Origin of the sequence: Laspinema palackyanum D2c (assembly GCF_025370875.1) — a bacterium.
GTDB classification, from domain to species: domain Bacteria; phylum Cyanobacteriota; class Cyanobacteriia; order Cyanobacteriales; family Laspinemataceae; genus Laspinema; species Laspinema palackyanum.
The window spans coordinates 21,221-47,224 of the sequence record NZ_JAMXFD010000005.1 but is presented as its reverse complement, the minus strand read 5'-3'; the positions used below and the strand labels follow the sequence as shown (position 1 = coordinate 47,224).

Annotated in this window: 27 protein-coding genes; 17 read left to right on the top strand and 10 right to left on the bottom strand. The window is 49.1% G+C overall.

Going from position 1 to position 26,004, the window contains the following annotated elements:
• Window positions 1–141 precede the first annotated feature (141 nt).
• Complete coding sequence (locus NG795_RS08445; RefSeq protein ID WP_367288218.1) at window positions 142–348, bottom strand: hypothetical protein; 207 nt, start codon at window positions 346–348, stop codon at window positions 142–144.
• A 163-nt stretch (window positions 349–511) separates the two neighbouring features.
• Between NG795_RS08445 and NG795_RS08440 the strand changes: the two genes are divergently transcribed.
• The 3 genes from NG795_RS08440 to NG795_RS08430 all read left to right on the top strand — a co-directional run bounded on the left by NG795_RS08440 (window position 512) and on the right by NG795_RS08430 (window position 6,108).
• Window positions 512–1,804, top strand: coding sequence for an aminopeptidase P N-terminal domain-containing protein (locus NG795_RS08440; protein ID WP_367288430.1), 1,293 nt, complete (start codon window positions 512–514; stop codon window positions 1,802–1,804).
• A 1,021-nt stretch (window positions 1,805–2,825) separates the two neighbouring features.
• Window positions 2,826–3,008 (top strand): hypothetical protein, encoded by a 183-nt coding sequence (locus NG795_RS08435; RefSeq protein ID WP_367288217.1) that lies wholly within the window; start codon window positions 2,826–2,828, stop codon window positions 3,006–3,008.
• Window positions 2,983–6,108, top strand: a complete 3,126-nt coding sequence (locus NG795_RS08430) for a hybrid sensor histidine kinase/response regulator (RefSeq protein ID WP_367288216.1) — start codon at window positions 2,983–2,985, stop codon at window positions 6,106–6,108. The genes NG795_RS08435 and NG795_RS08430 overlap by 26 nt, the downstream gene beginning before the upstream one ends.
• A gap of 54 nt (window positions 6,109–6,162) precedes the next feature.
• Here NG795_RS08430 and NG795_RS08425 read toward each other — a convergent pair whose 3' ends face one another.
• Window positions 6,163–6,786, bottom strand: a complete 624-nt coding sequence (locus tag NG795_RS08425) for a hypothetical protein (protein WP_367288215.1) — start codon at window positions 6,784–6,786, stop codon at window positions 6,163–6,165.
• A gap of 57 nt (window positions 6,787–6,843) precedes the next feature.
• Entirely contained in the window at window positions 6,844–7,284 is a 441-nt protein-coding gene (locus NG795_RS08420) for a KGK domain-containing protein (RefSeq protein ID WP_367288214.1), read from the bottom strand.
• A gap of 490 nt (window positions 7,285–7,774) precedes the next feature.
• On the opposite strand from NG795_RS08420, the gene NG795_RS08415 reads away from it, so the two are divergent.
• The 7 genes from NG795_RS08415 (at window position 7,775) to NG795_RS08385 (ending at window position 13,292) form a co-directional block, all read left to right on the top strand.
• Entirely contained in the window at window positions 7,775–7,975 is a 201-nt protein-coding gene (locus NG795_RS08415) for a hypothetical protein (protein ID WP_367288213.1), read from the top strand.
• A 1,622-nt stretch (window positions 7,976–9,597) separates the two neighbouring features.
• Complete coding sequence (locus NG795_RS08410; RefSeq protein ID WP_367288212.1) at window positions 9,598–10,185, top strand: PAP/fibrillin family protein; 588 nt, start codon at window positions 9,598–9,600, stop codon at window positions 10,183–10,185.
• Window positions 10,186–10,188: 3 nt separating this feature from the next.
• A complete protein-coding gene (gene msrB / locus NG795_RS08405) occupies window positions 10,189–10,590 on the top strand; it encodes a peptide-methionine (R)-S-oxide reductase MsrB (RefSeq protein ID WP_367288211.1) in 402 nt (133 codons plus the stop codon).
• 505 nt (window positions 10,591–11,095) lie between these two features.
• The gene (locus NG795_RS08400; RefSeq protein ID WP_367288210.1) at window positions 11,096–11,503 is read left to right on the top strand and encodes a hypothetical protein; all 408 of its coding nucleotides are present in this window, start codon (window positions 11,096–11,098) and stop codon (window positions 11,501–11,503) included.
• Between the two features lie 83 nt (window positions 11,504–11,586).
• Window positions 11,587–11,913 carry a hypothetical protein gene (locus NG795_RS08395; RefSeq protein WP_367288209.1) on the top strand — a complete coding sequence of 109 codons (327 nt, stop codon included), beginning with the start codon at window positions 11,587–11,589 and terminating at the stop codon, window positions 11,911–11,913.
• A gap of 257 nt (window positions 11,914–12,170) precedes the next feature.
• Complete coding sequence (locus NG795_RS08390) at window positions 12,171–12,590, top strand: hypothetical protein (RefSeq protein WP_367288208.1); 420 nt, start codon at window positions 12,171–12,173, stop codon at window positions 12,588–12,590.
• Window positions 12,591–12,653: 63 nt separating this feature from the next.
• Window positions 12,654–13,292 (top strand): hypothetical protein, encoded by a 639-nt coding sequence (locus tag NG795_RS08385; protein ID WP_367288207.1) that lies wholly within the window; start codon window positions 12,654–12,656, stop codon window positions 13,290–13,292.
• Window positions 13,293–13,357: 65 nt separating this feature from the next.
• Here NG795_RS08385 and NG795_RS08380 read toward each other — a convergent pair whose 3' ends face one another.
• From NG795_RS08380 to NG795_RS08370, 3 genes are all read right to left on the bottom strand, one after another.
• Window positions 13,358–14,470: an AI-2E family transporter gene (locus NG795_RS08380; protein ID WP_367288206.1), complete on the bottom strand. Its 1,113-nt coding sequence runs from the start codon at window positions 14,468–14,470 to the stop codon at window positions 13,358–13,360.
• 172 nt (window positions 14,471–14,642) lie between these two features.
• Window positions 14,643–15,467, bottom strand: coding sequence for a hypothetical protein (locus NG795_RS08375; RefSeq protein WP_367288205.1), 825 nt, complete (start codon window positions 15,465–15,467; stop codon window positions 14,643–14,645).
• A 2-nt stretch (window positions 15,468–15,469) separates the two neighbouring features.
• The gene (locus NG795_RS08370; protein WP_367288204.1) at window positions 15,470–15,655 is read right to left on the bottom strand and encodes a hypothetical protein; all 186 of its coding nucleotides are present in this window, start codon (window positions 15,653–15,655) and stop codon (window positions 15,470–15,472) included.
• A gap of 307 nt (window positions 15,656–15,962) precedes the next feature.
• On the opposite strand from NG795_RS08370, the gene NG795_RS08365 reads away from it, so the two are divergent.
• The 4 genes from NG795_RS08365 to NG795_RS08350 all read left to right on the top strand — a co-directional run bounded on the left by NG795_RS08365 (window position 15,963) and on the right by NG795_RS08350 (window position 21,363).
• On the top strand, window positions 15,963–16,109 hold the full coding sequence (locus tag NG795_RS08365) for a hypothetical protein (protein ID WP_367288203.1): 147 nt from the start codon (window positions 15,963–15,965) through the stop codon (window positions 16,107–16,109).
• Window positions 16,110–16,451: 342 nt separating this feature from the next.
• Window positions 16,452–20,621: a PAS domain-containing protein gene (locus NG795_RS08360; protein WP_367288202.1), complete on the top strand. Its 4,170-nt coding sequence runs from the start codon at window positions 16,452–16,454 to the stop codon at window positions 20,619–20,621.
• 140 nt (window positions 20,622–20,761) lie between these two features.
• Complete coding sequence (locus NG795_RS08355; protein ID WP_367288201.1) at window positions 20,762–20,980, top strand: hypothetical protein; 219 nt, start codon at window positions 20,762–20,764, stop codon at window positions 20,978–20,980.
• A 2-nt stretch (window positions 20,981–20,982) separates the two neighbouring features.
• A complete protein-coding gene (locus tag NG795_RS08350; RefSeq protein ID WP_367288200.1) occupies window positions 20,983–21,363 on the top strand; it encodes a hypothetical protein in 381 nt (126 codons plus the stop codon).
• A 114-nt stretch (window positions 21,364–21,477) separates the two neighbouring features.
• On the opposite strand, the gene NG795_RS08345 is transcribed toward NG795_RS08350, so the two are convergent.
• Window positions 21,478–23,907, bottom strand: coding sequence for a glycoside hydrolase family 31 protein (locus NG795_RS08345; protein WP_367288199.1), 2,430 nt, complete (start codon window positions 23,905–23,907; stop codon window positions 21,478–21,480).
• A 10-nt stretch (window positions 23,908–23,917) separates the two neighbouring features.
• On the opposite strand from NG795_RS08345, the gene NG795_RS08340 reads away from it, so the two are divergent.
• The gene (locus tag NG795_RS08340; protein ID WP_367288198.1) at window positions 23,918–24,157 is read left to right on the top strand and encodes a hypothetical protein; all 240 of its coding nucleotides are present in this window, start codon (window positions 23,918–23,920) and stop codon (window positions 24,155–24,157) included.
• A gap of 16 nt (window positions 24,158–24,173) precedes the next feature.
• Here the strand turns inward: NG795_RS08340 and NG795_RS08335 are convergent, their stop codons facing one another.
• On the bottom strand, window positions 24,174–24,722 hold the full coding sequence (locus tag NG795_RS08335; RefSeq protein ID WP_367288197.1) for a L,D-transpeptidase: 549 nt from the start codon (window positions 24,720–24,722) through the stop codon (window positions 24,174–24,176).
• 28 nt (window positions 24,723–24,750) lie between these two features.
• Between NG795_RS08335 and NG795_RS08330 the strand changes: the two genes are divergently transcribed.
• Window positions 24,751–24,936 (top strand): hypothetical protein, encoded by a 186-nt coding sequence (locus tag NG795_RS08330; protein WP_367288196.1) that lies wholly within the window; start codon window positions 24,751–24,753, stop codon window positions 24,934–24,936.
• 25 nt (window positions 24,937–24,961) lie between these two features.
• On the top strand, window positions 24,962–25,117 hold the full coding sequence (locus tag NG795_RS08325) for a hypothetical protein (protein ID WP_367288195.1): 156 nt from the start codon (window positions 24,962–24,964) through the stop codon (window positions 25,115–25,117).
• A gap of 60 nt (window positions 25,118–25,177) precedes the next feature.
• Here NG795_RS08325 and NG795_RS08320 read toward each other — a convergent pair whose 3' ends face one another.
• Window positions 25,178–25,417, bottom strand: coding sequence for a hypothetical protein (locus NG795_RS08320; protein WP_367288194.1), 240 nt, complete (start codon window positions 25,415–25,417; stop codon window positions 25,178–25,180).
• A 443-nt stretch (window positions 25,418–25,860) separates the two neighbouring features.
• A complete protein-coding gene (locus NG795_RS08315; RefSeq protein ID WP_367288193.1) occupies window positions 25,861–25,983 on the bottom strand; it encodes a hypothetical protein in 123 nt (40 codons plus the stop codon).
• Window positions 25,984–26,004 lie beyond the last annotated feature (21 nt).

The following is a 26,004-nucleotide window of genomic DNA, read 5'->3' as shown; positions in this document are numbered from 1 at the left end:
CTCCTCTATAGAATATTTTAGAGGATGGGGGGATGAGGATGAGGGGGATGGGGGGATGGCGGATAACCCCTAAAAATCAAGGCCGGTTAGAAACCGGCCCGGATGCAATGAGTTAAAATTGGGGGGAGATACCCTCTGGCCTTAGCGCCTTTCTAGTAGAGGCATTGCCAATTTGGAACCTGCTTCGCGACGAATACAGCCGGTGTTGAGTGCCTCCCAGAGTTTTTCCAGGGAGTCCAAGTCCGCTGATTTACAGCCTTTGGTGGCGAGGACTTGGCGGATTAATGCTTCGGACTCAACGCTGAGGCATCCGGTTTTAAATGCAGATTCTACCAGAAAGTCAATCATAACAGCTACTGCATCCTCTTAAAAAAAATTGTAGATTCCCTTATGTTACTTTCTGCTATTTTGCAGGAAACCAGGCCGATCGCGATCGGGAAAATCTGTGATAATAAACACCTGGACTCTGTGACAGCAATCACTGAAAACCTCGTTAGATTAGAATATGACCATGATCGAAGCAGCAGAATATCAGCAAAGACGGCAAGCATTGATGGAAAAAATTGGCAGTGGGACCGCGATTTTTCGGAGTGCGCCGATGGCCGTTATGCACAATGATGTGGAATATACTTTCCGGCAGGATAGTGATTTTTACTATTTAACCGGGTTCAATGAACCTAATGCGGTGGCGGTGTTTGCACCCCATCACGAAGAACATCAATTTGTGCTATTTGTGCAACCGAAGGACCCGGAAAAAGAGGTGTGGACGGGATACCGGATGGGAGTGGAAGGTGCAAAGGAACGGTATGGTGCCGATGAAGCTTATCCGATTAGTGAACTGGAAGAAAAGTTACCGCAGTATTTAATCAAAGCCAGTTGCATATACTATCACGTTGGGCGCGATCGCAAGTTTAATGAAACAGTTCTCACCCATTGGCAGCGGTTGATGAGAACCTATCCCAAGCGGGGAACTGGTCCCGTTGCCATTCAAGATTCAGGGACGATTTTACATCCGTTGCGCTTGGTGAAAAGTCCGGCAGAATTAGAACTGATGCGAAAAGCTGCGAAAATTTCAGTCAAAGCGCACATTCATGCGCAAGAGTTCGCACAACCCGGGCGATATGAGTATGAAATTCAAGCGGAAATGGAGCATTTGTTCCGGTTGCAAGGAGGCAATGGGTTTGCTTATCCCTCCATTGTTGCATCTGGGGCGAATAGCTGTATTTTGCATTATATTGAAAACGATCGCCAACTGCAAGACCATGATTTATTGCTGATTGATGCCGGTTGCGCCTATGGGTATTACAATGCAGATATTACCCGAACTTTTCCCGTGAATGGTGCGTTTACACCAGAACAACAGACGATTTATGATATTGTTTTGGAGGCGCAAAAACAGGCCACAGCCCAAGTGCAACCGGGAAATCCTTACAGCAAAATTCACGAAACGGCGGTACGGGTTTTGGTGGAAGGATTAATGGAAATTGGATTACTAACTGGAGACATTGAGGAAATTATTAAAGAAGAAAAATACAAACCCTTTTATATGCACAGAACGGGACATTGGTTGGGTTTAGATGTGCATGATGTGGGGGTTTATCAAAATGGAGAAGACCCGCAGAATTTGCAACCGGGAAATGTCCTAACCGTAGAACCGGGACTTTATATCGGGTTGGAAACGAAACCTGTGGAAGGACAACCGGAAATCCCGGACTGCTGGCGAGGAATTGGGGTACGAATTGAGGATGATGTATTGGTGACCCCAGATGGACATGAAGTTTTAACCGAAGGCGTGCCGAAATAAGTTTAAGAATGCCACAGTTTGCAAGGGTTAGGAGTGGGGAACTGTGAGCCTATTTTGGCTACAATTAGGGGGTGAGACCCCCTATTACCCACCCTTGTGGTCTGTTCCCTCTGGATTGAGACTTACTCCCAATAGGTTTGCATCAGACTGGGGATTATTTATCTCGATCTGGATGGTTCAACTGGACCGGATCCTCCCCAGGTATTCCCCTCAAATATCGAGTTTTTCATCCCCTGATCAATTTTTCGTTTAATCTGATGCAGATATTAAACGAAGAATATGGTATATAAAGGCCCATTTATTCTTTTTGAATTGAACCCTTACGGGGAACCTCAGCGAATCCACTGAATTTTCTTGAAAAGAGTTGACAAAAAAATTAAAATCTTGTAGATTAAACCAATTAAAATCCAGTCTTCTCTTTAAAGAGTTTTATAAAAAATGGGGTGTATTAGCGGTCTTTGGTGAATTGCCAAAGCCAATTGACCTGTGATTGGGAGGGTGCGGCGATCTCTCATAGAAGATAGAAGATTTTATGGTTTTGAATCCCCTGAACCATGAGATTAATGCTTCTGCTTGCCCGAGTTTTCTTGTAGTTCCCTCTGTAGCAGCAGTGTTTCTCGTGATGAGCCGGAGGGCGGGCCAGGTATCACTGAACGGGTCTCCAGAGTTGATGGCTATAAGCCGATTGAAATCGGGGGAAGAGCGATCGCACAGAGTGGTTAGGAAGACTAGCCATCCTAACCCATAAAACGGAAAGGAAAGCATTAGATCCCTTGCCAACTTTTGAACAGACCCTCTCAACCGGGCGTCAGATTCCCCTTCCGTCCCCCTGATTAAGGGGTTAGGTAAAGGAATGGAGGTTTGATCCCCTTTCCGTTCCCCTAATTAAGGCGGACGGTAGCGGAATGAAGGTTTGATTCATGAGAGGCTTAAGACCATTCTGCCACCAGTCTATAAGAGGAGAGAACTCAAAAATGGATGGAACGGGTTAAACACTCTGGGTGGGGAATAGTCCAAAGCCATGAAGAACTCCACATCGTTGCCGGATGGGATAGTCTTGGGCGAGAGGCAGGGCTATACTCTTGAAGAATTAACCGGCAAACTGATTAGAGATGTATTATTCTTAGAAAATAGGTCCGATTTAGCCGCAGGGATTCCCAGGAGGAGCGATCGCCTAGATGCAAACCTTGGAGTTCTTGGATAATCGGAAAGATGATACAATTTTGCCCATTCTGATCAACGCAACTGCGATCAGACACCGAACAGTTCCAATCCTCTATCACGCTATTAGCGTTCAAGACCTCAGCGATCGCAAAACTATGGAAGAAGAACTCCACCGTCAAGAGCAACAGTTCAAATCCCTGGCGGACCATGCCCCTGATGGAATCGCCCGTTTTGATCGCCACCTTCGCCACGTTTATATTAACCAAGCTATGGAAAAAGCTATAGGGATCCCTGCTGAAGCCATTCTCGGTAAAACCCATGTAGAATTAGGGATGCCAGAAGCGATCGCCCGCCTGTATCAACAGCAGTTGCGTCAAACCTTTGCGACGGGATGTGAATGCTTGTTTGAATACCACTTTCTAGGATCCAATGGAATGCGGTTTTTTCAAACTAAGGTCTTTCCAGAATTAACAGCAGAAGGTTCAGTTGAGTTTGTCCTGAGTATTTCTCGGGACATCACCGATTATAAACGAGTCGAACAAGCCTTTCAGAAAACTGAATCGCGGTTTCGTCGAGTCTTTGAGTCCAACATGATTGGAATGGGTTTTTGGGATGGCGAAGGCCAGATCACCGCAGCCAATGATGCCATGTTGGAGATGTTAGGCTATACCCGAGAAGAATTTGAAACCCAAGGACTCTCTTGGAAGGAAATCACGCCGCAAGAGTATCATCAGGCCGATTTCGAGGCGAGAGAAGAAGCCTTAGCTCAAGGATTTTGCGCTCCCTACGAAAAAGAATTCATTCGCAAAGATGGGAGTCGGGTTCCTTCCATTAGTGGGGGAGCTCTGTTTGAGGATACCACCGAGGAGGGGGTATTTTTTGCCCTTGACCAGAGCGATCGCAAGCGCACAGAAAACGCCCAACAGTACCTCTCCGAGGCGAGTACCATCCTCTCCAGTTCCCTAGATTATCAAACCACCTTAGCTACTGTAGCGGACCTGACGGTACCTCACCTCGCCGACTGGTGTACTGTCTCGGTGGTGGAAGAAAACGGCAGACTCCAACCTCCCATCACTGCTCATGTCAATCCTGAAAAAGTGGCATGGGCTAAAGAACTCCACTACAAGTATCCCGTGGATCCTGAAGCACCCAGGGGTTCGCCGCAAGTCCTGCGGACTGGGGTATCGGAGTTCTATCCCTATATTCCTGAACAGTTGCTCTTAGAGGCGGCCCAGGATGAAGAACATTTGCAGATTCTCCGAGAAGTGGGGTTTAGTTCGGTGATGATTGTCCCCATGATCGCCCGAGGGAGGTCCTTGGGAACCATTTCCTTTGTCGCGGCTGAATCGGGTCGCCGTTACGATCGCTCGGATCTGAACATGGCTGAAGAACTGGCCCGTCGCGCCGCCCTCGCTGTAGATAATGCCCGACTCTACGAACAAGCGCAACAAGCAAGGCAGATGGCAGAACAAGCGGCCATGCGGACTGCGCGCTTACAAGCGGTCACCGCTGCTCTGTCCGAGGCACTCACCCCCGCCCAAGTTGCTGAAGTGGTGGTAAATCAAGGGATTGCCGCCCTTGATGCTAAAGCGGGTTCCCTGGTCCTGCTCACCGATAACGACCAGACCTTAAAAATAGTGGGCGCGATCGGCTATCCCCAAGAGGTCCTCGACCAATGGCAGAATATCCCGGTGAATGCACCCGTCCCTTTAGCGGAATGCGTGCGGATAGGGGAACCGATTTTTCTAGAAAATTTAACCGATTTAACCCTTCGATATCCCCACCTGGCCCAACTCCCGAGAAAGACCAATAATCAAGCTTTAGCCTCGATCCCGTTAATTCTACAGGGACAAACCATCGGGGCGATGGGGCTAAGTTTTACCGAGGCGCGAGAATTTTCCCCAGAAGATCGCGCTTTTATGGTGGCATTAGGCCAACAGTGCGCCCAGGCGATCGCCCGCGCTCAATTATATGAAGCTGAACAAAGTGCCAGAGCACAAGCTGAAACGGCCAATCGCCTTCGCGATGAGTTTATCGCCGTGTTGTCCCACGAGTTGCGATCGCCGCTTAATCCGATTTTAGGCTGGACTAAACTGCTGCAAATGCGGAAATTCGATGAAGCCAAAACCTTACAAGCCTTAGAAATCATCGAACGCAATGCCAAGTTGCAATCGCGACTGATTGAGGATTTGCTGGATATTTCCCGGATTTTGCGCGGGAAACTGACTCTGGAAATGTTTCCTGTCCATTTAGAAAAAATTATGGAATCAGCACTGGAAACGGTCCGCTTAGTCGCTGAGGCGAAGGGAATTCAGATCACCAAATTCGTGCCGATGGAGACGGTTGAGGTGTTGGGAGACCCGAACCGCTTGCAGCAGGTGGTGTGGAATTTGCTCTCCAATGCGGTGAAGTTTACCCCAGAAGGGGGACAGGTGACGCTTCGTCTCCAATCCACTGGCAATCTGGCCCAGATTGAAGTGTCCGATACGGGTCAAGGAATTGCCCAGGAGTTTCTCCCGTATGTTTTTGAGTATTTCCGGCAAGCGGATAGTAAAACGACCCGGTCCTTTGGGGGGTTGGGTCTCGGGTTGGCGATCGTGCATAACTTGGTAGAACTGCATGGCGGTTCAGTGGAGGCCAACAGTTGCGGAGAGGGCCAAGGGGCAACGTTTACGGTGACTCTCCCCTTGAGGTCCTTGGGTTCTCCCCTTCAAGAGGAGTCGATTTTACCCGAGAGTGAACTCAGTTTAGCGGGGATTGGCCTGGTCGTGGTGGATGATGACCCCGATACCCTAGAGTTTTTAGAATTTGTGTTGCAGGATTATGGTGCCAACGTCCGGGCGGTGAATTCTGCCCAACAGGCGATCGCCGCGATTGAAACCTCCATTCCGGATTTACTGTTAAGCGATATCGGAATGCCCCAAATGGATGGGTATATGCTGATTCGGGAACTCCGACAATGGGAACCGCAACGGGGGGGGTCAATCCCGGCGATCGCCTTGACTGCATACGCGGGAGAGAGGAACCGTCAGCAAATCCTTGAAGCTGGGTTTCAGCAACATCTGTCCAAACCCATTCAACCGGCAGAGTTGGTCCAGGCGATCGCCTTCTGGGTTGAACAACATCAGCATTCCGACTAAATCGGGTTAATCTTTCCCATCGGGTCCTCTCAAACGAGGGGCACTTGAGGGACCCTAAATCTCACCGAGGGGGGAAATGCTTTGAGACAGGGCCCGATCTCTGGGTTGTCCGTTGTCATCGCCCTTGGTGCGATCGCTAATAAAAGATAATTCCATATTGAGGCGCATCTCAGCGTGTCGCCATTCCTTACCCGGTTCTAGAAATTCAATGGTGGGAAACCCTAACCGAGTGGGTTTCACAAAATCGGTCATTTCTGTACAGGCGATTTGCACTTCTTCTTTGAGTTCTTTGATAATTTCGCTGACTTGGCGCGGTTCGCGACAAATCAGATTGGTATCCGCTTGAATGACTGCCGTATCTGGCAAAATTAACCGGGGGGTTTGTCGCGTCAGACAATCGATGTGATTGAGCGTTTCCTCGCCGCGCATCTTGAATCCGGCGATCGCCAACAAGCGAATCGTCCCGCGATCCCATCCCCCACTGGGTTGAATCGCCGTTCCTTTCGACCCATCAATTAAACATTTGACGTCGTAAGAAACGCGGGTCACGGCCCACAGGAGGATAGACAGCAGTTCATTAAACAAGAATGTCTGCCGATAAAACTTGTGGGTGGGAAGCTTAATTAAGGTGTCGTTGGAAAAAATGGCCGTTTGGATCGGGGTTTGAGAATGGGTCATAGCACCAAGGGGTAGGCGTTGGGCAAAAGAACGCGATGCTATTGTAACGGTTTTTGGTTAGCGGGGGTAGCGCTGTCGGTGTCCATTCTTTTCCGACTGTGGCATTCCTCTACTCCAGTCCGTCTCCTCTAAGGGGCGATCGCCACCCGCCTGCATCGGTTGCTGTTCTCCAGATGACAACAGCGCATCCTCGGGAACATCCGGGATAAATTCCAGACTAATTTTCATTTTAATTTTGCCTTTTTGCCAACCCTGACCCGTAATTTTTAGGAGTTCCCCCTTCACTCCGTGATTCAAAAACTCTTTTGTATCTGTCAGCCCCAACTCTAATCCTTTTTGTTTTAACGCATTAGAAAGGGTATGATTAAGTTGGTTCTGCTCGGTCATGGCATGGCCCATCATTTTCCGCAATTGACTGACTTTAAACAGCTTGCCGCGAAATGACACCACATCATCATCGGAGCATTCAGGTAAAATATTATTTTCTTCCATAACCATAAAATATTCCAACGACGTCTTTGCCGATATCATACAAGCAAGGGACGGCCTCACCCGTATTGTTCCCGCGACCCCTCCAGTTGAGTTGAATGTTTTTGTAGCAGCATTCCCGCCTCAATCCGGTGCAGTTTGGGGTTGAGAGAGTCAAGCAAAGCGATCGCACTGCGCCACACCCTCTGTACTTATAACTGCCTTTAGTCTGGAGAACGCGATCGATACAATAGCTCCCTTGTATAATTGCTCAAAAGTCCTATTAAATTAACGGATTCAAAGGAGGGTTCTAGGGCATCAAAAGTCTCCCCTCAAAGCGGGCGATCGGGCGTGATTCCTGACCCTGTGCCCCTGGAAATTTCACCGGCAAACCGAGGATCTGACCTCATGGACCCTAGAATGGGCCCGGACAATCTCGTATCATTTGACACGGAAATAGGTTTTGCGCCATGCTTAATGTGAAGGCAACTCTTAAAAAAATTTGGATTAACACGGTCCCATGCTTGATCGCCTGTGGAAAAACTTAGAAACACCATTTCATCTACCCCTGGGGGTAACCCTTCCAGTGCGCCTAGAACACTTAAGAAATCGAACCTATGGCTATTCCCTTCCCTTGCCCCTGCCGTTCCCCTATCAATCCTACTTCCGGATTGCCCGACTTTTGACGAAAGTTTTTGATTTTTTTCGCCGGACCCTGTAACCGAGTCCCCAGGGATGCCCTTCCTTCGGTGAGTCATCCCTCCAGTACAGATGGGGAGATCTCATGACTCGGACTGACCCCTTGATCACCAAATCGGGTGAACTCAATGGGATCTTTATTCACTCTAACTCCCTGTTGAGTTCAGGGTTGGAAATCAACCGCCGTCCTCTCAACTCAACGGGGAATTTGCCTTCCCTTGAGGCAGATTTGTAGGGGTTTAAACCGCACTAGCGCATCCCCACTAACTGACTCGGTTTATCACCCGGCTCCATAAGAATTGACTAGAGAAAAAATTAAAATTAGCCAGATTTGAACAGGTCCTTGTGGGGTCTGGACAAAGCTGAGATTCAGAGTCCGAATTAGAGGCCCCTCAATAACCTGATGTGATGACGATCGCATCGCCCCTTGAGATCGATCGCCCAGGCCAAGTGAAAAGCAATCTAGGATAAGTGATAAAGGTGTATGCTTTTGTTGCATGAGGCAAGGGTAAAACGATGGAGCAAACCAATCCCCCACTACGTCAGAATCCATTTGAGACCTATCGCGATCCCGTGACAGGTCAATGGATTGTTATTAAACCGTCCGAGACATCCAACTCAAATTCGTCTCAAAGAGCTGCCTAGCTGAAAGCCAACCCATCGGATTACCTAACATTTGGCCTAGCCATTGATTACCTTAGACCTCAGAAATCGCCACCTTCTTCCTATAAACATGAAACCTCTTAAAGGTCGAGTAGAGTATCACGGTTCATCCCCCAAAACCAGGCGGAAACCCAGACCTCTCCAATCTTTCTCCCCGGGTACTTTCAGCGAACCAGCGTGAAAAATTGACGCTATTTTTAATGTTGAAGGCCGAATTTTACCATTGCTCAGTGGGCACAAACTGTATTTTTAGGGTGGCGATCGCCCCAAAGGAATTGTTCGGGTCCAAAAATTAACAGAGTCCGAGGATCGGCGTCGGTTCGAGGGGTCATTTTCCCCGGACTCAAACCAGAGGGCGATCGCTTGATTTCAGGCGATCGCTCTTATCTTAATTGTGGCCAAAATTAACCAGAATACCCATAAACTGCGGGTCAGAACTATCCATCACCTTGCCAGATTTTCAACTGTCCATCTCGTGAGCGAGTCAAGTAGGAGTCTGCATCAGCGTTTAAGAGAATAATCGGCGATCGGATCAAATAGTGACACCCTCCAATCCGGACGGGAAAACAAACCCGACTAGAGTTGATTTATCAAAAATCAACGCTCACGACTATGTTAAATCGAATTTTTTTAACCCTGGCAATCGTATCGTCTTTACAGTTGTTTTTAACCAGTCCCTCCACCGTTCCCCATCAGACCCATTCTCCTCTGTCTCAAAACCCGCTTAACTCGATCTTGACCTGGGAACGGTAGCACCCCCATCACCCTGACATCATTCCGCGTTGATCCCCTTGGACCCTGATTTAGGGTTTTTTTTTGCTTTTCACACAGCAAAGGCGCTAATACCCCACCCCGTAGGGGCGATTCGCGAATCGCCTCTACAGGTGGGGTTTTCAAAATATGCGTAAGTTCTGAGGGCGAATTGAACTTCTGAGCAGAAGTTAGATAAATTAGGGAAGAAATCGGGGAGATGAAGAAAGCATGACGAACCAAACCAGGGATGAGGCAGTGCAAGCGGCGCGATCGCAACTGTTGAAGGGCTCGGAAGAAGGCAGTCTGGACTCGGCAAGTCTGCAAGGGGCGATCGCCATTTTGGAAAAAGCCCAAATCCGAGGCGATCGCCAGTTGCTAGAGGGAGAATGGCGGTTACTCTGGACCTCGGGAACGCGCAACGCTCAGAAATTGAACAAACCGGGGAACGGGATGAACCCCAAGGCGATCGCCTCCGTTATCCAACGCCTGGATTGCCAGCGTCTGTGGTTTGAAAATCAAATTACCATTGCTGGGAGTTCCTTGATTGTGGGCGGTCCTTTTGAGTACAAACAGCACCGCATCCAGTTCCGGTTTGAGCGCCTGGGGTTGCAACTCGGCTCCTTGGGGCCTCTCCAACTGCCCCTAGGCAAGTGGGCCTCGGGATGGCTACAAACCACCTACTTAGATGAGGACCTGCATTTGGAACGGGGGGACCGAGGTGGGATTTCCCTCTATCTCAGAGTGGGGACTTCAACCCCAACCCTCTGCAAGGATAACGATAGAATAATACTTTCACATACCCCACCAGAGGAATGAACGATGGTTCAGAAAATTCAAAAATCGGAAAGCGAGTGGAAAGAGCAACTGACCCCGGAACAGTTCAAGGTCGCCAGAAAGAAGGGAACCGAAAGAGCGTTCACGGGAGCCTACCACGATAATAAAGAGAAGGGAGTTTATAAATGCGTCTGTTGCGGGACGGAGTTATTTAGCTCACAGACTAAGTTTGACTCCGGTACCGGGTGGCCCTCTTTTTGGGCACCGATTCAGGAGGGGCAGATCGCCGAAGAAGAGGACCGCGCCCTGTTTATGCGTCGGACGGAAGTTCTCTGTGCCAATTGTGACGCCCATCTCGGTCACGTTTTTCCCGATGGACCGAAACCGACGGGGTTGCGCTACTGCATTAATTCAGCATCCCTGGACTTTGAGAAAGTAGAAGATTAAAGGGGGGAGGAGGTCAGATGGCGATCGCAACCGCTGACCGTTGAACTCCCCGGAAGCACCTGGGCAACGCCTACTCTGCGATCAAACAACCGATCCCGCTCTCATCGGGCGGGAAGTTATTTAAGGTATATCGTCTGCATTCACGATAACACTCGGAGGGGAAATCCCCCTCTTTTTTTTACAAAAGTTTACTTGTTTTCTCCCGGACCGTTTCAACCCGTTTCAGAGGCCAACACCTCAAAAATGTTTATGGTGATGTTGCAATATAATGAAGCCCGAAGCTTAATACTTAAAATGAAATTTTAGTGGACTTATCTGGGCATATTCACCATAAAAACCCTCAGAAACTTCCCCTAACATCCCCCGGAGAGGCTCTTAAAAAAAACTCAGAAATCCCTTGACAAGAGAAAACAGAGGCTCTTTAATAGAGAAGTTCAGAGGATTAAAGAGGGTAGCGCCAACGCTCCACTCTTCAACCCTTACTCACTTCAAACCAGACAAAACAATGATTATCTCTCTCAAGGCTTATCAAACCGTTGCTCAATCTGTCAAAATGCCGAAACTCAGTGCAGTCTTGGGTTTACTCACCCTCGCCACTTTAGGCATTGCACCCCTTCCTGCTCAAGCCGGGGGATACCGCGTCAGTGGGGATAGTGCGGTAGTGCAAACCAGTGAACAACGTGCGGTTGTAACCGGCAATGGAAACTTTGTTGACCAAAATTCTGCCCAAACCAATATCGATCGCCGAGGTGGTGGATTGGGAAATCAAGGGGTTGTTCAAGACCAATTGCAGAATGCAGACGTTTACGGACATCACAATCAAGTGCGCCAAAGCAATCGTCAAACCACTGTGGAAGCGGATAGCACGCGGTTTGCACCTCGCCCTCGTCCTCACTATCAAAAGAAACATTAAGGCGATCGCCTGTGGACAACTCCCGATCCTGACGTCGGGTGAGATCTATCCCGACGTCATTCCCTTTCCTGACGGTGCAAATTATGTTCACACATTTGATCCGAGTCGGTTTGGCTGCTACCCTGTCCACCGTGGCGATCGCCACTCCCCTAGCGGCACAAGTCTCACCGGGTAACAGTCGTCCCCCGATCCCCTCCATTGATCAACAAACGGCGATAACTGGCAACGGTAACACCGTTAACCAAAACATCAATCTGTATTATGTTGACCCAAGGGGTCGGACCTTTCCCCATTCCTCTGTGCCATCCTCGAACCCGCTATACCAGTCGGTTAGCCCCAGTATCATCCGTACTCCGGCTAATCTTCCCAACGCTTCTTCGCGAAATCATCAAAATTTTATCCGGCACTAATGGCCTAATTTTGATAATTCCGTGAAAGCGATATCAGACGGCATCCGGTATTTAAAGGTCTGTCAAAACCCGCAGGCTAAAGCCTGGGGCTATACAGACGAAGCCTGCCTCCGCAGGCTAAGAGAGAAAACCGATTTTACAACCGGATTTGGTATCAGACTCAATCTTGGTGCATCCCCTTTATTTTCGGCAATTCAATCGGGAAGAAAAGACTTCTTTTTTTCTCCTTTAGTGAGTCATCTTCATTGGTAAAGTTCATGAAAAAATCTTCATTTCTAAGCAGTTTATCCATTGCGGCTTTATTCAGCATTGCCCCGGTTGCTACGGATTTAGCTGCCGCCCAATGTGTGCAAATTGATACCGGGGTGCAAATTTCCATCAGTGGCGGAGGTCCGGCCCAGCAAACCAATACGGTTGACATGGGAAACCCCGGAGGTTGTGGTCGCAATGCCACGGTGACTACGGGAACCCAAATTCATGTTGGACCGAATCGGGCGGTTCAAAACCGTTCCGTTCGTCAATCCGTCCGAGGGGGAGAGCGATCGCTCAGGTCAACCAGCTATCCGGTGCAGATTCAGGTCAATCCTCAAATTAACGTTGATAATCCGGCCGATCGCATTAACTCGATTCAGAATCCGGCCATTCGCTATCGAGAACAACTGCGGTTAATTGAGTAAGTGCATGGGATTAAATGAATCAGGTAGTTTGGCTGCTGTCTTTTTGTATTTAGGACTAAAATCATGTATAGAGCCATCAAGTTTATGGGGTATTTAATCAATCCGCCCCCCACTGTGAGATGGGTTGCCCTGTTCACATCCTTAGCCGCCTTGATGCTGGGTGCGACTCAGGCCCAGTCCCAGATGTCAATTCAGGTGGATGAACAGGGAATTCGAGTTGAATCCGAGGGCGGATTGAGGATTGAATCCGTTGGGAGTCGCAGTCGCCTCGGGCCACCGACTCACTTAGACCGATCGCGATCGGGATTGATTGTTTTCCCCCTTGAGCGCCCTAATCTGTTGTCTCAGTCGGTGTATTCCCGACAGTCACGCCGGAATAACCTGTCTCAAAACCAAGAAACTACAGAGATTACGGTGGATTCGGACCAATTAGCCCTCGAAGTTTGGGGCGATCGCGGCACTTATATCAACGCCGAGATTGTGATTGATGGGAAAGTGGTGGAAACTATTCGCGGCAACTATACGGCGATCGACCTCTCGTCTTATCTCAATCCGGGCAAAAATGAAATTGAAATCACCGGGAATTATACTCCTGCTAATTCCAACATTTATGTGGAGTTAACCGGCGATCGCAATACGGTTAGGCATGAAACTCAGGGTACGGGCCGCCTCAATCAAACCCTGATTCTTGACTCGCGTTGATTCGTGATTCCGAACTTCTCGTCACCCAAACCCGCACCCATAAAGGTGCGGGTTTTAATCTGTGATTAGGGTTCAGAATCTGTTAAAGGTTCACCGGGTAAGGTATCTTTGGCATGAGAAGAATAGGCTCCCTGTCGGGTCCAATTGTTCATGACATCTTTAACTAATACTTCCTTCAGCCAAATTTGTAAAACCGCCACGATGGGAAGGGCGAGGAATAAACCCAGCAGACCAAAAAACTGAGAAAAAATCAGCATAGAGGTTAAGGTAACTGCCGGGGGTAAAGAAATTTCATTTTCCATGATCATGGGGGTTAACACTAGCCCTTCTAGCTGTTCAATAAACAGGTAAAATACAATGACTATCACTCCTTTTATGGGTGAATCTAGGAAGGCTAGGGCGATGGGGGGAATGGAACCCAGAATCGGACCCAGATTGGGAATGTAGCTGAGTAAAGCGGAAATGATGGCGTTGACTAATGCTAAAGGGACGCCGATTATCCATAAGCCTATTCCACTGGCGATCGCAATAAAAGTCATGTTAAAAATTCGCCCAATGGCCCAACCCACCAGATTATGTTCGCATCCCTGGAGAATTTCATCGACTCGGCGGCGATAAAATGCTGGAAATAGCAGCATAAAACCCTGGCGATAAAGGTTGGGATTGGCTAATAGCATGACGATTAGCACGAGGACGAGGAGCAGGTTTAATACAAAGTCTAACGAGTTGGAGAAAATACTAAAAAAGCCGCCAAACCAACTTAAACCGATAGTGGAAATTCGTTCCGATAAAAATTCAACGTTTTGCAGATCTTCAATGAACTGATTGGGAATAACGTTTTCTAGCCATCGATACCACTGCCGTAACTGGGCCAAGGTTTGGGGGAGGAGTTCCACTAATTCTTGAAATTGAGCAACAACCGTGGGAAAAATCAAGAGAAAAAATAAACCCAAAATGGCGAAAAGAAGGCCAATCGTTAGGGCAATGGCCAACCCCCGATTCAGACGCGATCGCTCTAATCGCCGCACCATCCGATTGAGAACGGTGGCAAAGGCAACTGCGGCAAAAATTAGCAATAATACCGTGCGAATTTCCCAGAGAATAATTAATGAAACAATAAAAGCGATTGCCCCAATTAGACTACCAAAATTCAAGTTGACACCCCCTTTGTGATCCATCTGTTTAATGTGAATATTTTGAATGCAGCGGATTTAACTCCTCGGAGCATTCTTTCTTTCCCTTTGGCGATCGCCGATTAGCTGGACCCCCTTTGGCGCTGGATACAGAAAGGGTAAAATTAACCCTCACCCCTCTCAACCCTCTAGGAACCCGAGTTGGATTCGCCCCTTGTTACGGAGCGATCGCCGGAGAATATATATGATCGACGATTAATACGGGTTGGTTTCTGTATTCGGCTGCCCACTGCTCTGTGAGATTCACATCCCAAGTTAAAGGATGCTCTGGCTGAATTTCTTCCCGAACGAAAGGAGGTAAAACCCCCGTTGCCAGAAGGGTTTGACCCGATTGCAAGGGGGGTGAGTTCGGGGCGATCGCCAGCAAATTGTTCCCTCCCATCCCACCGGATGCCTCCCCATCGAAGGTAAACGCATCCGTAGCAATACTTGTGGCAATTTCGCCCGGGACTGCCAACACCTGATTATAGTAGCGCGTCGGATGTTGGGTCACTTCAGCCGGTTCCGGCGAGAAGGCGATCGACTCAGCGATCATCGCGGGTTTGCCTTCATACTCGGCATACAGAGTTGGATCGAGTTCAAAACCATAAGCGCGTTCGATATCCGTCGCGATCAACCGGACGAGCGTCCCCGTAATTTGCAGGGGGGTTTGAGGGTCGATGGGGACAATCACCGGCACTCCCGACGCATTGATGGCTAAAATCGGTTCACTGGCGAATACCCCGTCATCCTGGATTGTGAAGCTGTGGGGACTGACTTGAGCGACGGGTTCAACCCGGATGGTGATCATACTTCCAATCAGTTGTTCTATGGGTTCTATGGCCTCGGATGAGGCAACAGGCTCAGGCTTGTCTGTCTCGGTGTTCATGGGACTGTCCGCTTGACAAGCCACGAGGAACATTGCCATCAACCCCAGAGCCAGGGGGGTGCGCCGAATGGTTTGGCGATAGAGCAGGCGATCGCGACTCTGTAAATTGAACATGATCAAGCGGGATTCTCCTTCTGGTGAGGGTCATGGTAACGGAGGAACGTTGCGAATTGACGCCGTTCCCCCAGGGTATTTCGAGCCACGATTAGCTTTTTTCCGCCTGCCCTTTGGGTGAAGGCAACGGGGTGAAGGCTTGCTCTGGAAGACCGTTTTTCCCCGGTTGGGGGGCTGGCAGTGGTCATAGCTGTTCTAGCCTCCTACCTTAAAAGAACCAGGGACGGTCTCACCTCTGTCTAAAGAAGGAAATGTCCAAAGGGGGTTGAATTTCCCGAAAAATCACCCGGGGTGAGAGGAATTCTTCCCGGCGATAGAGCCACAAACTTCCCATCACCCCTATTCTGAAGCTAGGGAATTTAATGCGTTGAAGCGAGTATTCCGAATCGCCAGGTCAAGGCTGAGGTTTGATTGGGTTTGAACTTGTGCTTTGGATTCGGGCTGTTGATTGAACCTCCATGTCTTATGAAAAATAACCGGCCTAGTCACTCACTTTTGAATGTTGTTTTCGCCATTGCTTCTGTGTTTCTGCTGTTTGTTATAGGTGCGGTATTTCATCTGATTTCAAATCAGACTTCCGAACAACTTAAGCCCGAACGAGATCCCCCCCAACGGTTAGAGATAAAACGCGATCGCCGTTGATCAATTTGGCCGTCTTACAATTCCATTGGACCCAGTTACATGAACCCAGTTTCAAACCTAGAGTCCCGTCGATGGTCCCCTGGCGCTTTTTTCTCTTGACAATTTGAGAGGGATCTAGTATTATTCATTCATAAAATTCCAATTGTTCCTGCCTTCATCCAGAGGTTGAGACGACCTCACCCCTACTTTAAGTGGGCGCTACAGGACGATAGAACAGTGATGAGCAAGGCGAGTTCTGTTTACCCCAGAGTTGAGAGGGAGAGGGGTCATGGATCTGAAAATCTGATGAATTGTGATTCAAGAATTTGACTCATCAAAACCTGTACCGTCCATTGAAAGACTATGCAAGACCAATTTCTCACCATTCTTGAGGGCATAACCGAGGGTTTGGCCGCCTGCGATCGGCAATGGTGCATCACTTATGTCAATCACCGGGGTGCTCAAATCGTGGGAAGAAGTCAAGAGCAATTGATCGGTACAATTTTGTGGGAGAGTTTTCCCTGGGCGATCGCCTCATCATGGAAGCCGGAATTTCATCGGGCGATCGCCGAAGGGGTTTCCGTGGAAATTCAACACTTTTACCCCACCCTGAATCGCGGGATCAAAGTCCAGGGCATTCCCTCCGCAACCGGGCTAGTCATTTATTATCAGGATATCACCGACTGCCCCAAAATTCAAACCTCATCCGATGGCGAGGAAATAGGAGGAGAAAGGGGCGGATCTGGGGTGGCGATCGCCTCGGCGACAACTCACCGCTTAGAACAGGTCAATTCCACCTGGGCCAGAATCCAGGGGTACGAGGTGGAAGAACTGATTGGCACCTCAATTTTTGACTTATTTTCCCCAGAGTGTCACGGCCAACTAATCAGCACCATTCGGTTAGCAGATGCCGGGGGTTTTCATAGATTGGACTCCGTACAGTTGGGGAGAGAAGGCAGGCTAATTATCGGAATTACTGAAGTCAATTCCCTCAAAGATGTAGAAGGAACATTACTCTATCGGGTCTTTACCTTCACGGAGACCGACCCGGAGAACCGACCTTCAGAAGGGGTTGTAGGGAAACGGATCGAGATCACCGAATTAGATCAGGCCATCGAGATGTTAGAAAGCATGACCGATGCCTTTGTCTCATTAGATCGGGAATGGCGAATCCTGGAAATCACCGGAGAAACGGAGCGAATTAATCAGAAACAGCCGGAAGAATTAATCGGTAAAACCCATTGGGAAGTGTGGCCTTGGTCCGTGGGAACGGAAGTAGAACGGGAATATCGACGGGCGATGCAGGAACAGGTCCCGGTCCATTTAGAAGTGCTCTATGAACCGTTAAAAATGCAGTTAGAGATTCAGGTTTATCCTTCTAATCAGGGGTTATTTCTTTATTTCCGAGATATTAGCGATCGCAAGCAATCGGAAGAAGCATTAAAGCACAGTGAACGCCTCTACCAGGCGATCGGGGAAACCCTGCAATATGGAATTTGGATCTGCGATCGCGAGGGTCGCGTAATTTATGTGAGCGAATCATTCCAGAACCTAGTTGGACTGACCCTTGCCGAATGTGCGGGATGGGGATGGACCCAGGCGATACATCCCGATGACCTGGATGAGACCCTCGCGTTATGGGAAACCTCTCTACGCACGGGTAATATCTGGGATCGAGAACATCACTTTCGGGGTGTCGATGGCAAGTGGCATCCGATGTTATCCCGTGGTGTTCCCGTTAAAAATGACCAGGGAGAGACGATTTGCTGGGCCGGAATCAACCTGGATATCAGCCGTCAAAAACAGGTTGAACGGCAACTGCGCGATCGCCAAGAGCGCTTCCAGGCGGCGCTATCGGCATCAGAAACAGGCACCTATCGATGGAATATCCAGACCGATTCTGTCGAGTGGGATGAAACAATGAATCGGCTGTTTTGCCTATCACAGAACCATGTGCTAACAACGTTACAGGAGTTTGTCTCCCTGATCCACCCGGAAGACCAAGAAGCGGTGAAAAGTGAGGTAGAAAAGTGTGGCCACGCGAGTGAGGACTTCGAGATGGAGTTCCGAATTCTCTGTCCCGATGGCAGCATTCGGTGGATTTTTGATAAAGGAAAAACCTTCACCGATGAGGAGGGTACCCCCCTATATTTAACCGGCGCTTGTGTCGATATCAGCAATCAGAAGCGGATGGAGGAAGCGGTCCAGATTGGACGGGAACGCCTGGATCTCGTCTTGGACTCCTCGGAGTTGGGTTTATGGTATTGTGACCTGCCCTTTGATAAACTAGAGTGGAATCACAAGTGCAAAGAACATTTTGGACTGTCTCCCGAGACCGAAGTCACTATCGCCCTATTTTATGAGTGCTTGCATCCGGAGGACCGCGATCGCACTCAGGAAGCGATTACTCAGGCGATCGCCGAGGGTACCTCCTATCAAATTGACTATCGCACCGTTGATCCAACGGGTAAAATCCGCTGGATTCGCGCCATCGGACGAGCCTTTTACAACGAGACAGGACAACCGATACGGTTTGATGGAATTACCGTAGATATTAGCGATCGCAAACGGGCCGAGGAAACCTTAGAGAGTAACCAAAAATGGTTAGCCTTAGCTCAAAACATTGGCACAATCGGGATATGGGATTGGAATTTACAAACCGGGGAAATTCTTCTGAGTGAAGAACTCCAATCCATGTATGGACTGTTACCCGGTAACTTGGCCACCACATTTAACAGATTACTCGCTATGGTTCATCCTAGCGATCAGGCCACAGTAGAAGAACAATGCCGACGTTGTAGTCAGGATGGCGTCCATTTTAATAGCGAATTTCGCCTTCAACGACCCGATGGTCAAATTCGTTGGATCGCCGCCAAAGCTAGAGCTTTTCAGGATGAAAATGGGAAGCCTGTTCGGGTGATTGGCGTTAACATGGATGTGACCGATCGCAAATTAGCCGAAGAAGCCCTGCGCGAGAGTGAACAGCGGTTTCGCGTCGCCCAAGAACTCTCCCTGGACGCCTTCACCATTTTGCGCGCCATCCGCAATTCCACAGGAGAAATTATTGATTTTCAGTGGGATTATGCTAACCCCAAAGCTGCGGAACTGTTGGGGTATTCCCTTGATGAATTAATCGGTAATCGTTTGAGCGATCGCCTACCGGGAAATAAAACCAATAGTGAGCTATTTCATCGGTACGTGCAGGTGGTAGAAACCGGGATTCCCCATGACCTCGAACTGGAATACAAAGCCGATGGGATTCGCGGCTGGTTCCGGAATATGGCGGTTAAATTAGAGGATGGGGTAGCGATTTCTTTTAGTAACATCACCGATCGCAAATTGCAGGAACAAGAACGATTGCACCTGCTGGAACTGGAACGAGAAGCGCGATCACAAGCGGAAGTTGCCAACCGGATTAAAGATGAATTTCTCGCCGTCTTATCCCATGAATTGCGATCGCCCCTCAACCCCATTCTCGGCTGGACGCAACTCCTCAAAAGAGGCACACTTTCCCCGGAAAAAACCCAACAAGCTTTAAACAGCATTGAACGCAATGCCAAATTACAAACCGAACTCATCGAAGACTTGCTCGATGTTTCTCGGATTCTGCGGGGTAAGCTGATTCTCACCGAAACCCCAGTCAAACTGGCAGAAGTGATTGACTCGGCGATCGAAACCGTCCGCCTAGCAGCCCAGGCTAAATTTATACAAATACACACCGAGTTTAATCCAGAAGTTGGACAAGTTTTAGGAGATTCAAACCGTTTGCAGCAAGCCGTTTGGAATCTCCTCTCCAATGCAGTCAAATTTACCCCCCCGGGAGGACAAGTCACCGTCTCTCTCACTCAAGGGGAAGATTGCGCTCAAATTCAGGTCCAAGATACCGGATCGGGAATAGACCCGGACTTTTTGCCTCATGTCTTTGAAACCTTCCGACAAGCGGATAGTACCACCACCCGCACCTTTGGCGGACTGGGGTTAGGACTGGCGATCGCCCGTCACTTAGTCGAATTACATGGCGGCAGAATTCGTGCGGACAGCCCCGGAATCGGCCAGGGGGCGACCTTTGCCATCAGTTTGCCTTTGTTACCGGAGTCTGGGGAACCCTCTCCCCCGGAACCCATCGCCCCCGAGTTGCCCAATTTAGAGGGAATAAAAATACTCGTTGTGGATGATATACTGGATACTCGGGAGTTTCTAGTTTTTGTGCTAGAAATGGAAGGTGCGCGGGTACAGGCAGTCGAGTCAGCAGAGAAGGCAATTTCGGTGATTAACGACTGGCAACCGGATATTTTGGTCAGTGACATTGGAATGCCCGAACTCGACGGCTACGGCTTAATTCGCACCCTGCGATCGCGCTCACCCCAGGACGGGGGAACCCTTCCCGCCATCGCCGTCACTGCCTACGCCGGAGAGAGCGATCGCCAAGCCATTCTCTCCGCCGGATTTGATGCTCACATTCCCAAGCCGGTGGAACCCTTGGAATTAGCCCAGGCGATCACCCGGTTGCTTCCGCGATCGGTACAGCTATAGCGGGTCTAAAGCATTTTATCTTAGAAATAGCCAGCAAGATGCGCGCTTTCCCCAGGGTCTGCTTAGAGTACAAGATAGAGCAAGGCGAGCAATTTTAGGATAGAATACAGTGAAAGTGTTCCTCTTGAACTGGAAATCTCATGAAAATTGTTTCTTTATCTGCACATTTTGATGGACAGTCGATTCAACTCGATGAACCCTACCCCCTTGAACCCAATACCCAACTGATTGTTACCCTGGTCCCCAAACCAATATCAGAACAAGAAGCCTGGTTTTCTCTATCCAGTCATCACCTGAATCATGCTTACAGTGAGGAAGATGACTACCCGTTAGATGCCATTAAAATAGCCAATCGGTGACTATGCAGGAATCTGATATTGTTCTCACTCCCATTCCCCAATCCGATGGAATCATCAAGAATCGTCCAGTTATCCTTCTGAGGGAGTTACCTCCATATAGAGATTTTTTGGTCTGTGGAGTGAGTACCCAGATCCAGCAGGAAGTTCCCAATTTTGATGAGATTATTTCTCCTTCAGACCCAGACTTTTCTGGGACTGGATTAAGAACTAACTCTTTAATCCGGTTAGGTTTTCTCGCCCTAGTCCCGCGTCGTAAAATCATCGGTTCTATTGGGTCAATTTCATTGGACCAACATCATCGCTTACTCCCAACCCTGAGTGATTATCTGATTGATTTTAAAAGTGGGTCTTGTGGATACTTGATGGGTTGTTTCACTCCATAGACTCCTTAAACGAGGTCGGAAATCTGTATTAAGAGTGGGGTTCGCTTCCACAAGAAACGGATCGCCCAGTTGCTTCCCCTAGGCGATCGCCACTCTCCTGCTAACTAACTCGACTTAATCTGCCCCTCGCACATACAACCGGCTAAATCGTTCCCCCGGAATCAGCCTCCCCTCAATCCCGACCTCGCGATCGTCCATCCAGGCTTGCTGGGGCTGGAAGCCGTGCAAATGAACTTGCACCTGAGTATAGGGGAATGGATAGCTGCCTTCTTCCTCCCATCTCACCTCTAATCCGTTTTCATCTCGGACCATATAAAAGCGATCGCTTCGCCCTGAGTCATAGCCATCTCCCGCATCGCTGTAGATCCAGCCTGATCCAGACCCTTCCACTGGGGGATAGAGGTGGATTGTCAGACAATTTCCTTCCTCCATTGGCAGAATGCTCCCGGCTTTGACAAACACCGGAATCTGTTCTAGGGGAGTCTCCACGGTTACCGACTGCCCGCCTGGGAACTGTCGTTCCTGCCAGAAATCATACCAAGTTCCCTGGGGTAATCGCACTGAGCGCGATCGCATTCCCTTTTCAGCTACTGCGTAAACCAGCAGCGCATCCCCGAGTAAAAAGCCATCCTCAATATCCCAGAGGTGCGAGTCCTGGGGGTCCGCCCAAAACAGCGGACGCACTAAAGGATAACCCTTTTGACTCGTTTCTTGGGCTAAAGTATAAAGATAAGGCATCAACCGATAGCGCAACTCTAAAAACGCTTTGACGATACTAAAGGTTGGTTCTCCATAGACCCAAGGCGGACGCGCTTCCACATTATTGGAGGAATGGGTGCGATAAAAGGGTAAAAAGGTTGCCATTTGGAACCATCGAAGGTATAATTCTGGGGAGGGATTTCCCTGGAATCCGCCAATATCCGGACCACTGTAGGGAATTCCAGACAATCCCATCCCGAGTACCGTGGCAATGGTTTGATGGAGTGCGCCCCAACTGGATTCGATATCCCCCGTCCAAGTCCAGGCATACCGTTGTAATCCCGCCCAACCGGACCGGGACACAATAAAGGGACGGCGATCGGGGTGATGATTGCACAAACTCTCATATCCGGCTTTAGCTTGTAGCAGTCCATACAGATTGTGAGCTTCCCGATGGTCTCCGCCCCGACCTTCCATAAAATGCTTGGTCGATCGCGGGGGTAAAGTGCCATCGCCCCAGGCCACAAAACAGGCCGGTTCATTCATATCATGCCAAAATCCCGTAACTCCCGCATCCAGTAAATAGCGATACTGGCGACTCCACCAGTGGCGCACTTTGGAGTTGGTAAAATCTGGAAACACAGACCAACCGGGCCAAACCGGGGCCGAAACTAACGTCCCATCGGACCGGGTACAAAACAGACCGAGGATCTGACCTTCCAAAAACAGGTTACTCTCCCGGCTATACTTAATTCCGGGGTTAAGAATGGCAATAAATCTTATCCCCTTGTCCAGCAAGTCTTCGGTAAATTTAGGGAGATTGGGAAAGCGTTTGGGGTCAATGGTGAAGGCGCGGAACCCCACTTGGCAATCAATATCCAGGTGAATGGCGCTCAAGGGCAGATCCCGCGCTTGAAATTCATCCACGACCTCTTGTATAACTTTTTCCGTGCGATATCCCCAACGGGATTGATGATATCCCAGGGCCCAACGGGGCGGTAAGGGGGAGACTCCGGTGAGTTCGGTATAACGTTCTAACAACTGCTGCGGTGGACCGGAGGTCAAGTAATACCGCAGAGGACCGCCCTCAAAATCTGCTGTGGCTGTATCGGCAAAGGTAAAGTGCCCCTCATAAGAGTTTTCGTAAAAAATCAGGTAACTGCCGTTGTGGTGCAAACCCATATAAATGGGAATGGAAATATACATCGGGTCAGAACCCGGGGTATATTTTCCGGCAGCATCGAAGTTCCAGATCCGAAAGGTTTTGGGATTGCCCTCTTTATCTTCAGCTTGGCGCAAATTCAGGGAGGAAGCGCGTTCTCCCAGTCCATAAATCCGTTCTTCCTGTTCCAAGGGGGCGCGATGAATCCACCCTTCTGGTTTGCGTTGCGGGGGTTGTTCTTGGCGGAAGAGAGTGCCTGTGCGATCGCGCCATTGTAGCGCTCCATCCCAGGCGAGTGCCATCTGTAACTCCCCACTGTCCAGAGTCCAACCGTCCTCGGTTTCCGCCAAAGTGGTCTCTACCTCGGGCCAATCCTGACGGGCGATCGCATAAGGAATCGGTTCGAGTCCCGGTTTCCAATCCACTCGCACTAAATCCCGGGTTAAAAAGGAAATGTGCAGTTCAGCTTGTTCAAAATAGAAGGTTGCACCTCTGGGAGTGGATTCGACATTCAGCAATTTTCCAGGACTATCAAAGGGTTCGGCAGTAACGAGTTTGGGTTCTGCTCGTTCGACGCGATCGCGTTCCCAGGAGTAGAGGAGAGCAGGAATGGTATATTTAAAGTAAAACAGACCAATGATATAATATCGGAATTTGAGATAAAGTTGTTTGAACAGTGTCATAAATTTGCCAATGGTGACCAGGGCTTGCTTTGACGGGGAGCAACAAGCGATCGCTCCTTTCCTGGTTCTATATTGGCAACGGAAGTGGCGATCGCGATCAACCCTCAGAAGGATTTTGCAGCGCAGCAATAAGGCGATCTTGTGGGCTCTCCGGCCCTATTTTGTGCGGGAGAGTCTTGCCAAAATAGCCTCTACCTCCGGTGAAGCAGGGGAGGCAGAGGCTATTTTTTCTGATTCGGCGAGATTCTGACAAGACGTTCTGACAATCAAGGAATCACCGTGACTGTTGTGCCAATTTGCACTTGATCATACAAGGCGATCGCATCGTCATTAAACATTCGGGCGCATCCCCAGGATTCTGCCTGTCCAATCGACTCGGGAGAGTCGGTTCCATGAAAGCCGATCGCATTATTGCCATCGGTCCAAAATGCAATCCATCTCGGTCCTAATGGATTTTGAGGCACTCCTGCGGGAATAATTTGCCCAGTAAATGGACTTTCCCAGGCTGGATCTTTGACCATTTGAAAGACTTGAAATGTCCCCAGAGGCGTTTCCGTACCGCGTTTACCGATGGCAACGGGATAAGAGGACTGCAAGACCCGATTGTGATAAACATACACCCGGCGATCGCTCAAAGATAAGATGAGATGAGTCTGAGTTGCTGTTGGAGTCCGATAGGCAATTTCCTGTGGATCTATCCTCTGCGGTTGAGGAACTCTAGGGGAACTTGCGAACTCATTAAAAGTAGCATCAGCAGGGGCATTACCTAAAGCGAGTATCAAAGCACCTAAGATAGAAATGTGACGGAGGAACATAGCAATCCCTAATTACTTCGAGTAGTAATTGCAGTTTACTCAAGCGGCTGTTCCGCCTACGGATAGCACTGTTCCACTATTGGGAGTGGATGTTTTTTTTGTAGCGATCGCCAAACAAATCCCCCAACTGGAAGCAGACCCTTACTCACCGGGTTCAATTTCTCCCGGGACAGCTCAAAAACTGTCTGAATCTCTCCCAAAAACTCAAAAATAGTCCGGATAATCAGACTAGAAACCCGATGGACAAAACCACGATTATGAACGCACAACCTCAATCTCTCAATACCCCCCCAACTCCGCCTCCCCAGACTGAATTAGAAAAAGCGACCCAGGACCTGGGTCGGGCTTTAGTGGTGTACTTAGCGTGGAAATCCGCCGGTTTACTCGACCCGTAACTCACCTGATCTGGCTCACAACAGTAGGAGCCTGCGATACATCAAAACAAGACTAACCCATCACCCTTTGTAGATGGTAGGGGTAATTCCAGAATTACCCCTACCGATTTGCGCGATCGCCACGTCACGAGGAAAATACTGTACCGCCTTCCCAGAAGCCATGCCAGAGGGGGTCAGGCATCCATCAGCTAACGCGCCGAAGTTGAGAGGTTTGCGGTAGAACTCCAAACAAAAGCCCCCATCAATGGGGGCTTTTTCGAGCTTGAAACGGTGAAATATCAGTAAATCCAAAGAATTCACGCCCTGGGACTGCCAGGGTAACAGAGTTTAAAGTTTAGAGCGTCCAGCTTGCTTCGTGGAGGCGATGCTTCCGGAAACTGGCCCGGATGTGGCTGGAATAGCTCACGGCTCGCAGGAACTGTTCGGCTAATTCTTTGATGGCGTTCGACAGGGGTCGAGATGTCGTCGTCGTTTGAGTGTCATTTTCCATGACTTGATCCTCTTTTTGTGGATAGGGGTGGGCAGAGTTGTCGAGTTCTAACCATCCTAGTTCTAGTTTACATCACCCGAAACCATTTATTAACAGAGAATTTATAACGACCTGAAAATGGGAAACAGGATAGGATTTCAGCTCAACAGTTATATTGTCCCATTTTTTTTAAAAGTAGTCGGTGATGAGATCGGGTAGAACTGGGTGATACTTTAGGCGATTATCGGCGATCGCCGTCACAGGTCCAAGGGGTTTAGGCAACCCGCATCAAAAGCACTAGGTCACTTTCTACCGTAGGCGGAGGCGGGGGTGAAGTTTCCGAAGCAACGGAATTTGAATCAGTAGATTTTTGAAAGAAGTAGGTAATAATTTCCATGATAGATGCGTTGTTTAGTTC

What these genes read in the sequence shown, in the direction of transcription:
- NG795_RS08380 (WP_367288206.1), bottom strand. Translation starts at nt 14,470, where the DNA reads ATGGATCACAAAGGGGGTGTCAACTTGAATTTTGGTAGTCTAATTGGG.
- NG795_RS08350 (WP_367288200.1), top strand. Translation starts at nt 20,983, where the DNA reads ATGCAGGAATCTGATATTGTTCTCACTCCCATTCCCCAATCCGATGGA.
- NG795_RS08430 (WP_367288216.1), top strand. Translation starts at nt 2,983, where the DNA reads ATGCAAACCTTGGAGTTCTTGGATAATCGGAAAGATGATACAATTTTG.
- NG795_RS08435 (WP_367288217.1), top strand. Translation starts at nt 2,826, where the DNA reads ATGAAGAACTCCACATCGTTGCCGGATGGGATAGTCTTGGGCGAGAGG.
- NG795_RS08410 (WP_367288212.1), top strand. Translation starts at nt 9,598, where the DNA reads ATGACGAACCAAACCAGGGATGAGGCAGTGCAAGCGGCGCGATCGCAA.
- NG795_RS08375 (WP_367288205.1), bottom strand. Translation starts at nt 15,467, where the DNA reads ATGTTCAATTTACAGAGTCGCGATCGCCTGCTCTATCGCCAAACCATT.
- NG795_RS08440 (WP_367288430.1), top strand. Translation starts at nt 512, where the DNA reads ATGATCGAAGCAGCAGAATATCAGCAAAGACGGCAAGCATTGATGGAA.
- NG795_RS08345 (WP_367288199.1), bottom strand. Translation starts at nt 23,907, where the DNA reads ATGACACTGTTCAAACAACTTTATCTCAAATTCCGATATTATATCATT.
- NG795_RS08415 (WP_367288213.1), top strand. Translation starts at nt 7,775, where the DNA reads ATGCTTGATCGCCTGTGGAAAAACTTAGAAACACCATTTCATCTACCC.
- NG795_RS08425 (WP_367288215.1), bottom strand. Translation starts at nt 6,786, where the DNA reads ATGACCCATTCTCAAACCCCGATCCAAACGGCCATTTTTTCCAACGAC.
- NG795_RS08400 (WP_367288210.1), top strand. Translation starts at nt 11,096, where the DNA reads ATGATTATCTCTCTCAAGGCTTATCAAACCGTTGCTCAATCTGTCAAA.
- NG795_RS08360 (WP_367288202.1), top strand. Translation starts at nt 16,452, where the DNA reads ATGCAAGACCAATTTCTCACCATTCTTGAGGGCATAACCGAGGGTTTG.
- NG795_RS08390 (WP_367288208.1), top strand. Translation starts at nt 12,171, where the DNA reads ATGAAAAAATCTTCATTTCTAAGCAGTTTATCCATTGCGGCTTTATTC.
- NG795_RS08370 (WP_367288204.1), bottom strand. Translation starts at nt 15,655, where the DNA reads ATGACCACTGCCAGCCCCCCAACCGGGGAAAAACGGTCTTCCAGAGCA.
- NG795_RS08315 (WP_367288193.1), bottom strand. Translation starts at nt 25,983, where the DNA reads ATGGAAATTATTACCTACTTCTTTCAAAAATCTACTGATTCAAATTCC.
- NG795_RS08385 (WP_367288207.1), top strand. Translation starts at nt 12,654, where the DNA reads ATGTATAGAGCCATCAAGTTTATGGGGTATTTAATCAATCCGCCCCCC.
- NG795_RS08445 (WP_367288218.1), bottom strand. Translation starts at nt 348, where the DNA reads ATGATTGACTTTCTGGTAGAATCTGCATTTAAAACCGGATGCCTCAGC.
- NG795_RS08355 (WP_367288201.1), top strand. Translation starts at nt 20,762, where the DNA reads ATGAAAATTGTTTCTTTATCTGCACATTTTGATGGACAGTCGATTCAA.
- NG795_RS08420 (WP_367288214.1), bottom strand. Translation starts at nt 7,284, where the DNA reads ATGGTTATGGAAGAAAATAATATTTTACCTGAATGCTCCGATGATGAT.
- NG795_RS08395 (WP_367288209.1), top strand. Translation starts at nt 11,587, where the DNA reads ATGTTCACACATTTGATCCGAGTCGGTTTGGCTGCTACCCTGTCCACC.
- NG795_RS08325 (WP_367288195.1), top strand. Translation starts at nt 24,962, where the DNA reads ATGGACAAAACCACGATTATGAACGCACAACCTCAATCTCTCAATACC.
- NG795_RS08335 (WP_367288197.1), bottom strand. Translation starts at nt 24,722, where the DNA reads ATGTTCCTCCGTCACATTTCTATCTTAGGTGCTTTGATACTCGCTTTA.
- NG795_RS08340 (WP_367288198.1), top strand. Translation starts at nt 23,918, where the DNA reads ATGGTGACCAGGGCTTGCTTTGACGGGGAGCAACAAGCGATCGCTCCT.
- msrB (WP_367288211.1), top strand. Translation starts at nt 10,189, where the DNA reads ATGGTTCAGAAAATTCAAAAATCGGAAAGCGAGTGGAAAGAGCAACTG.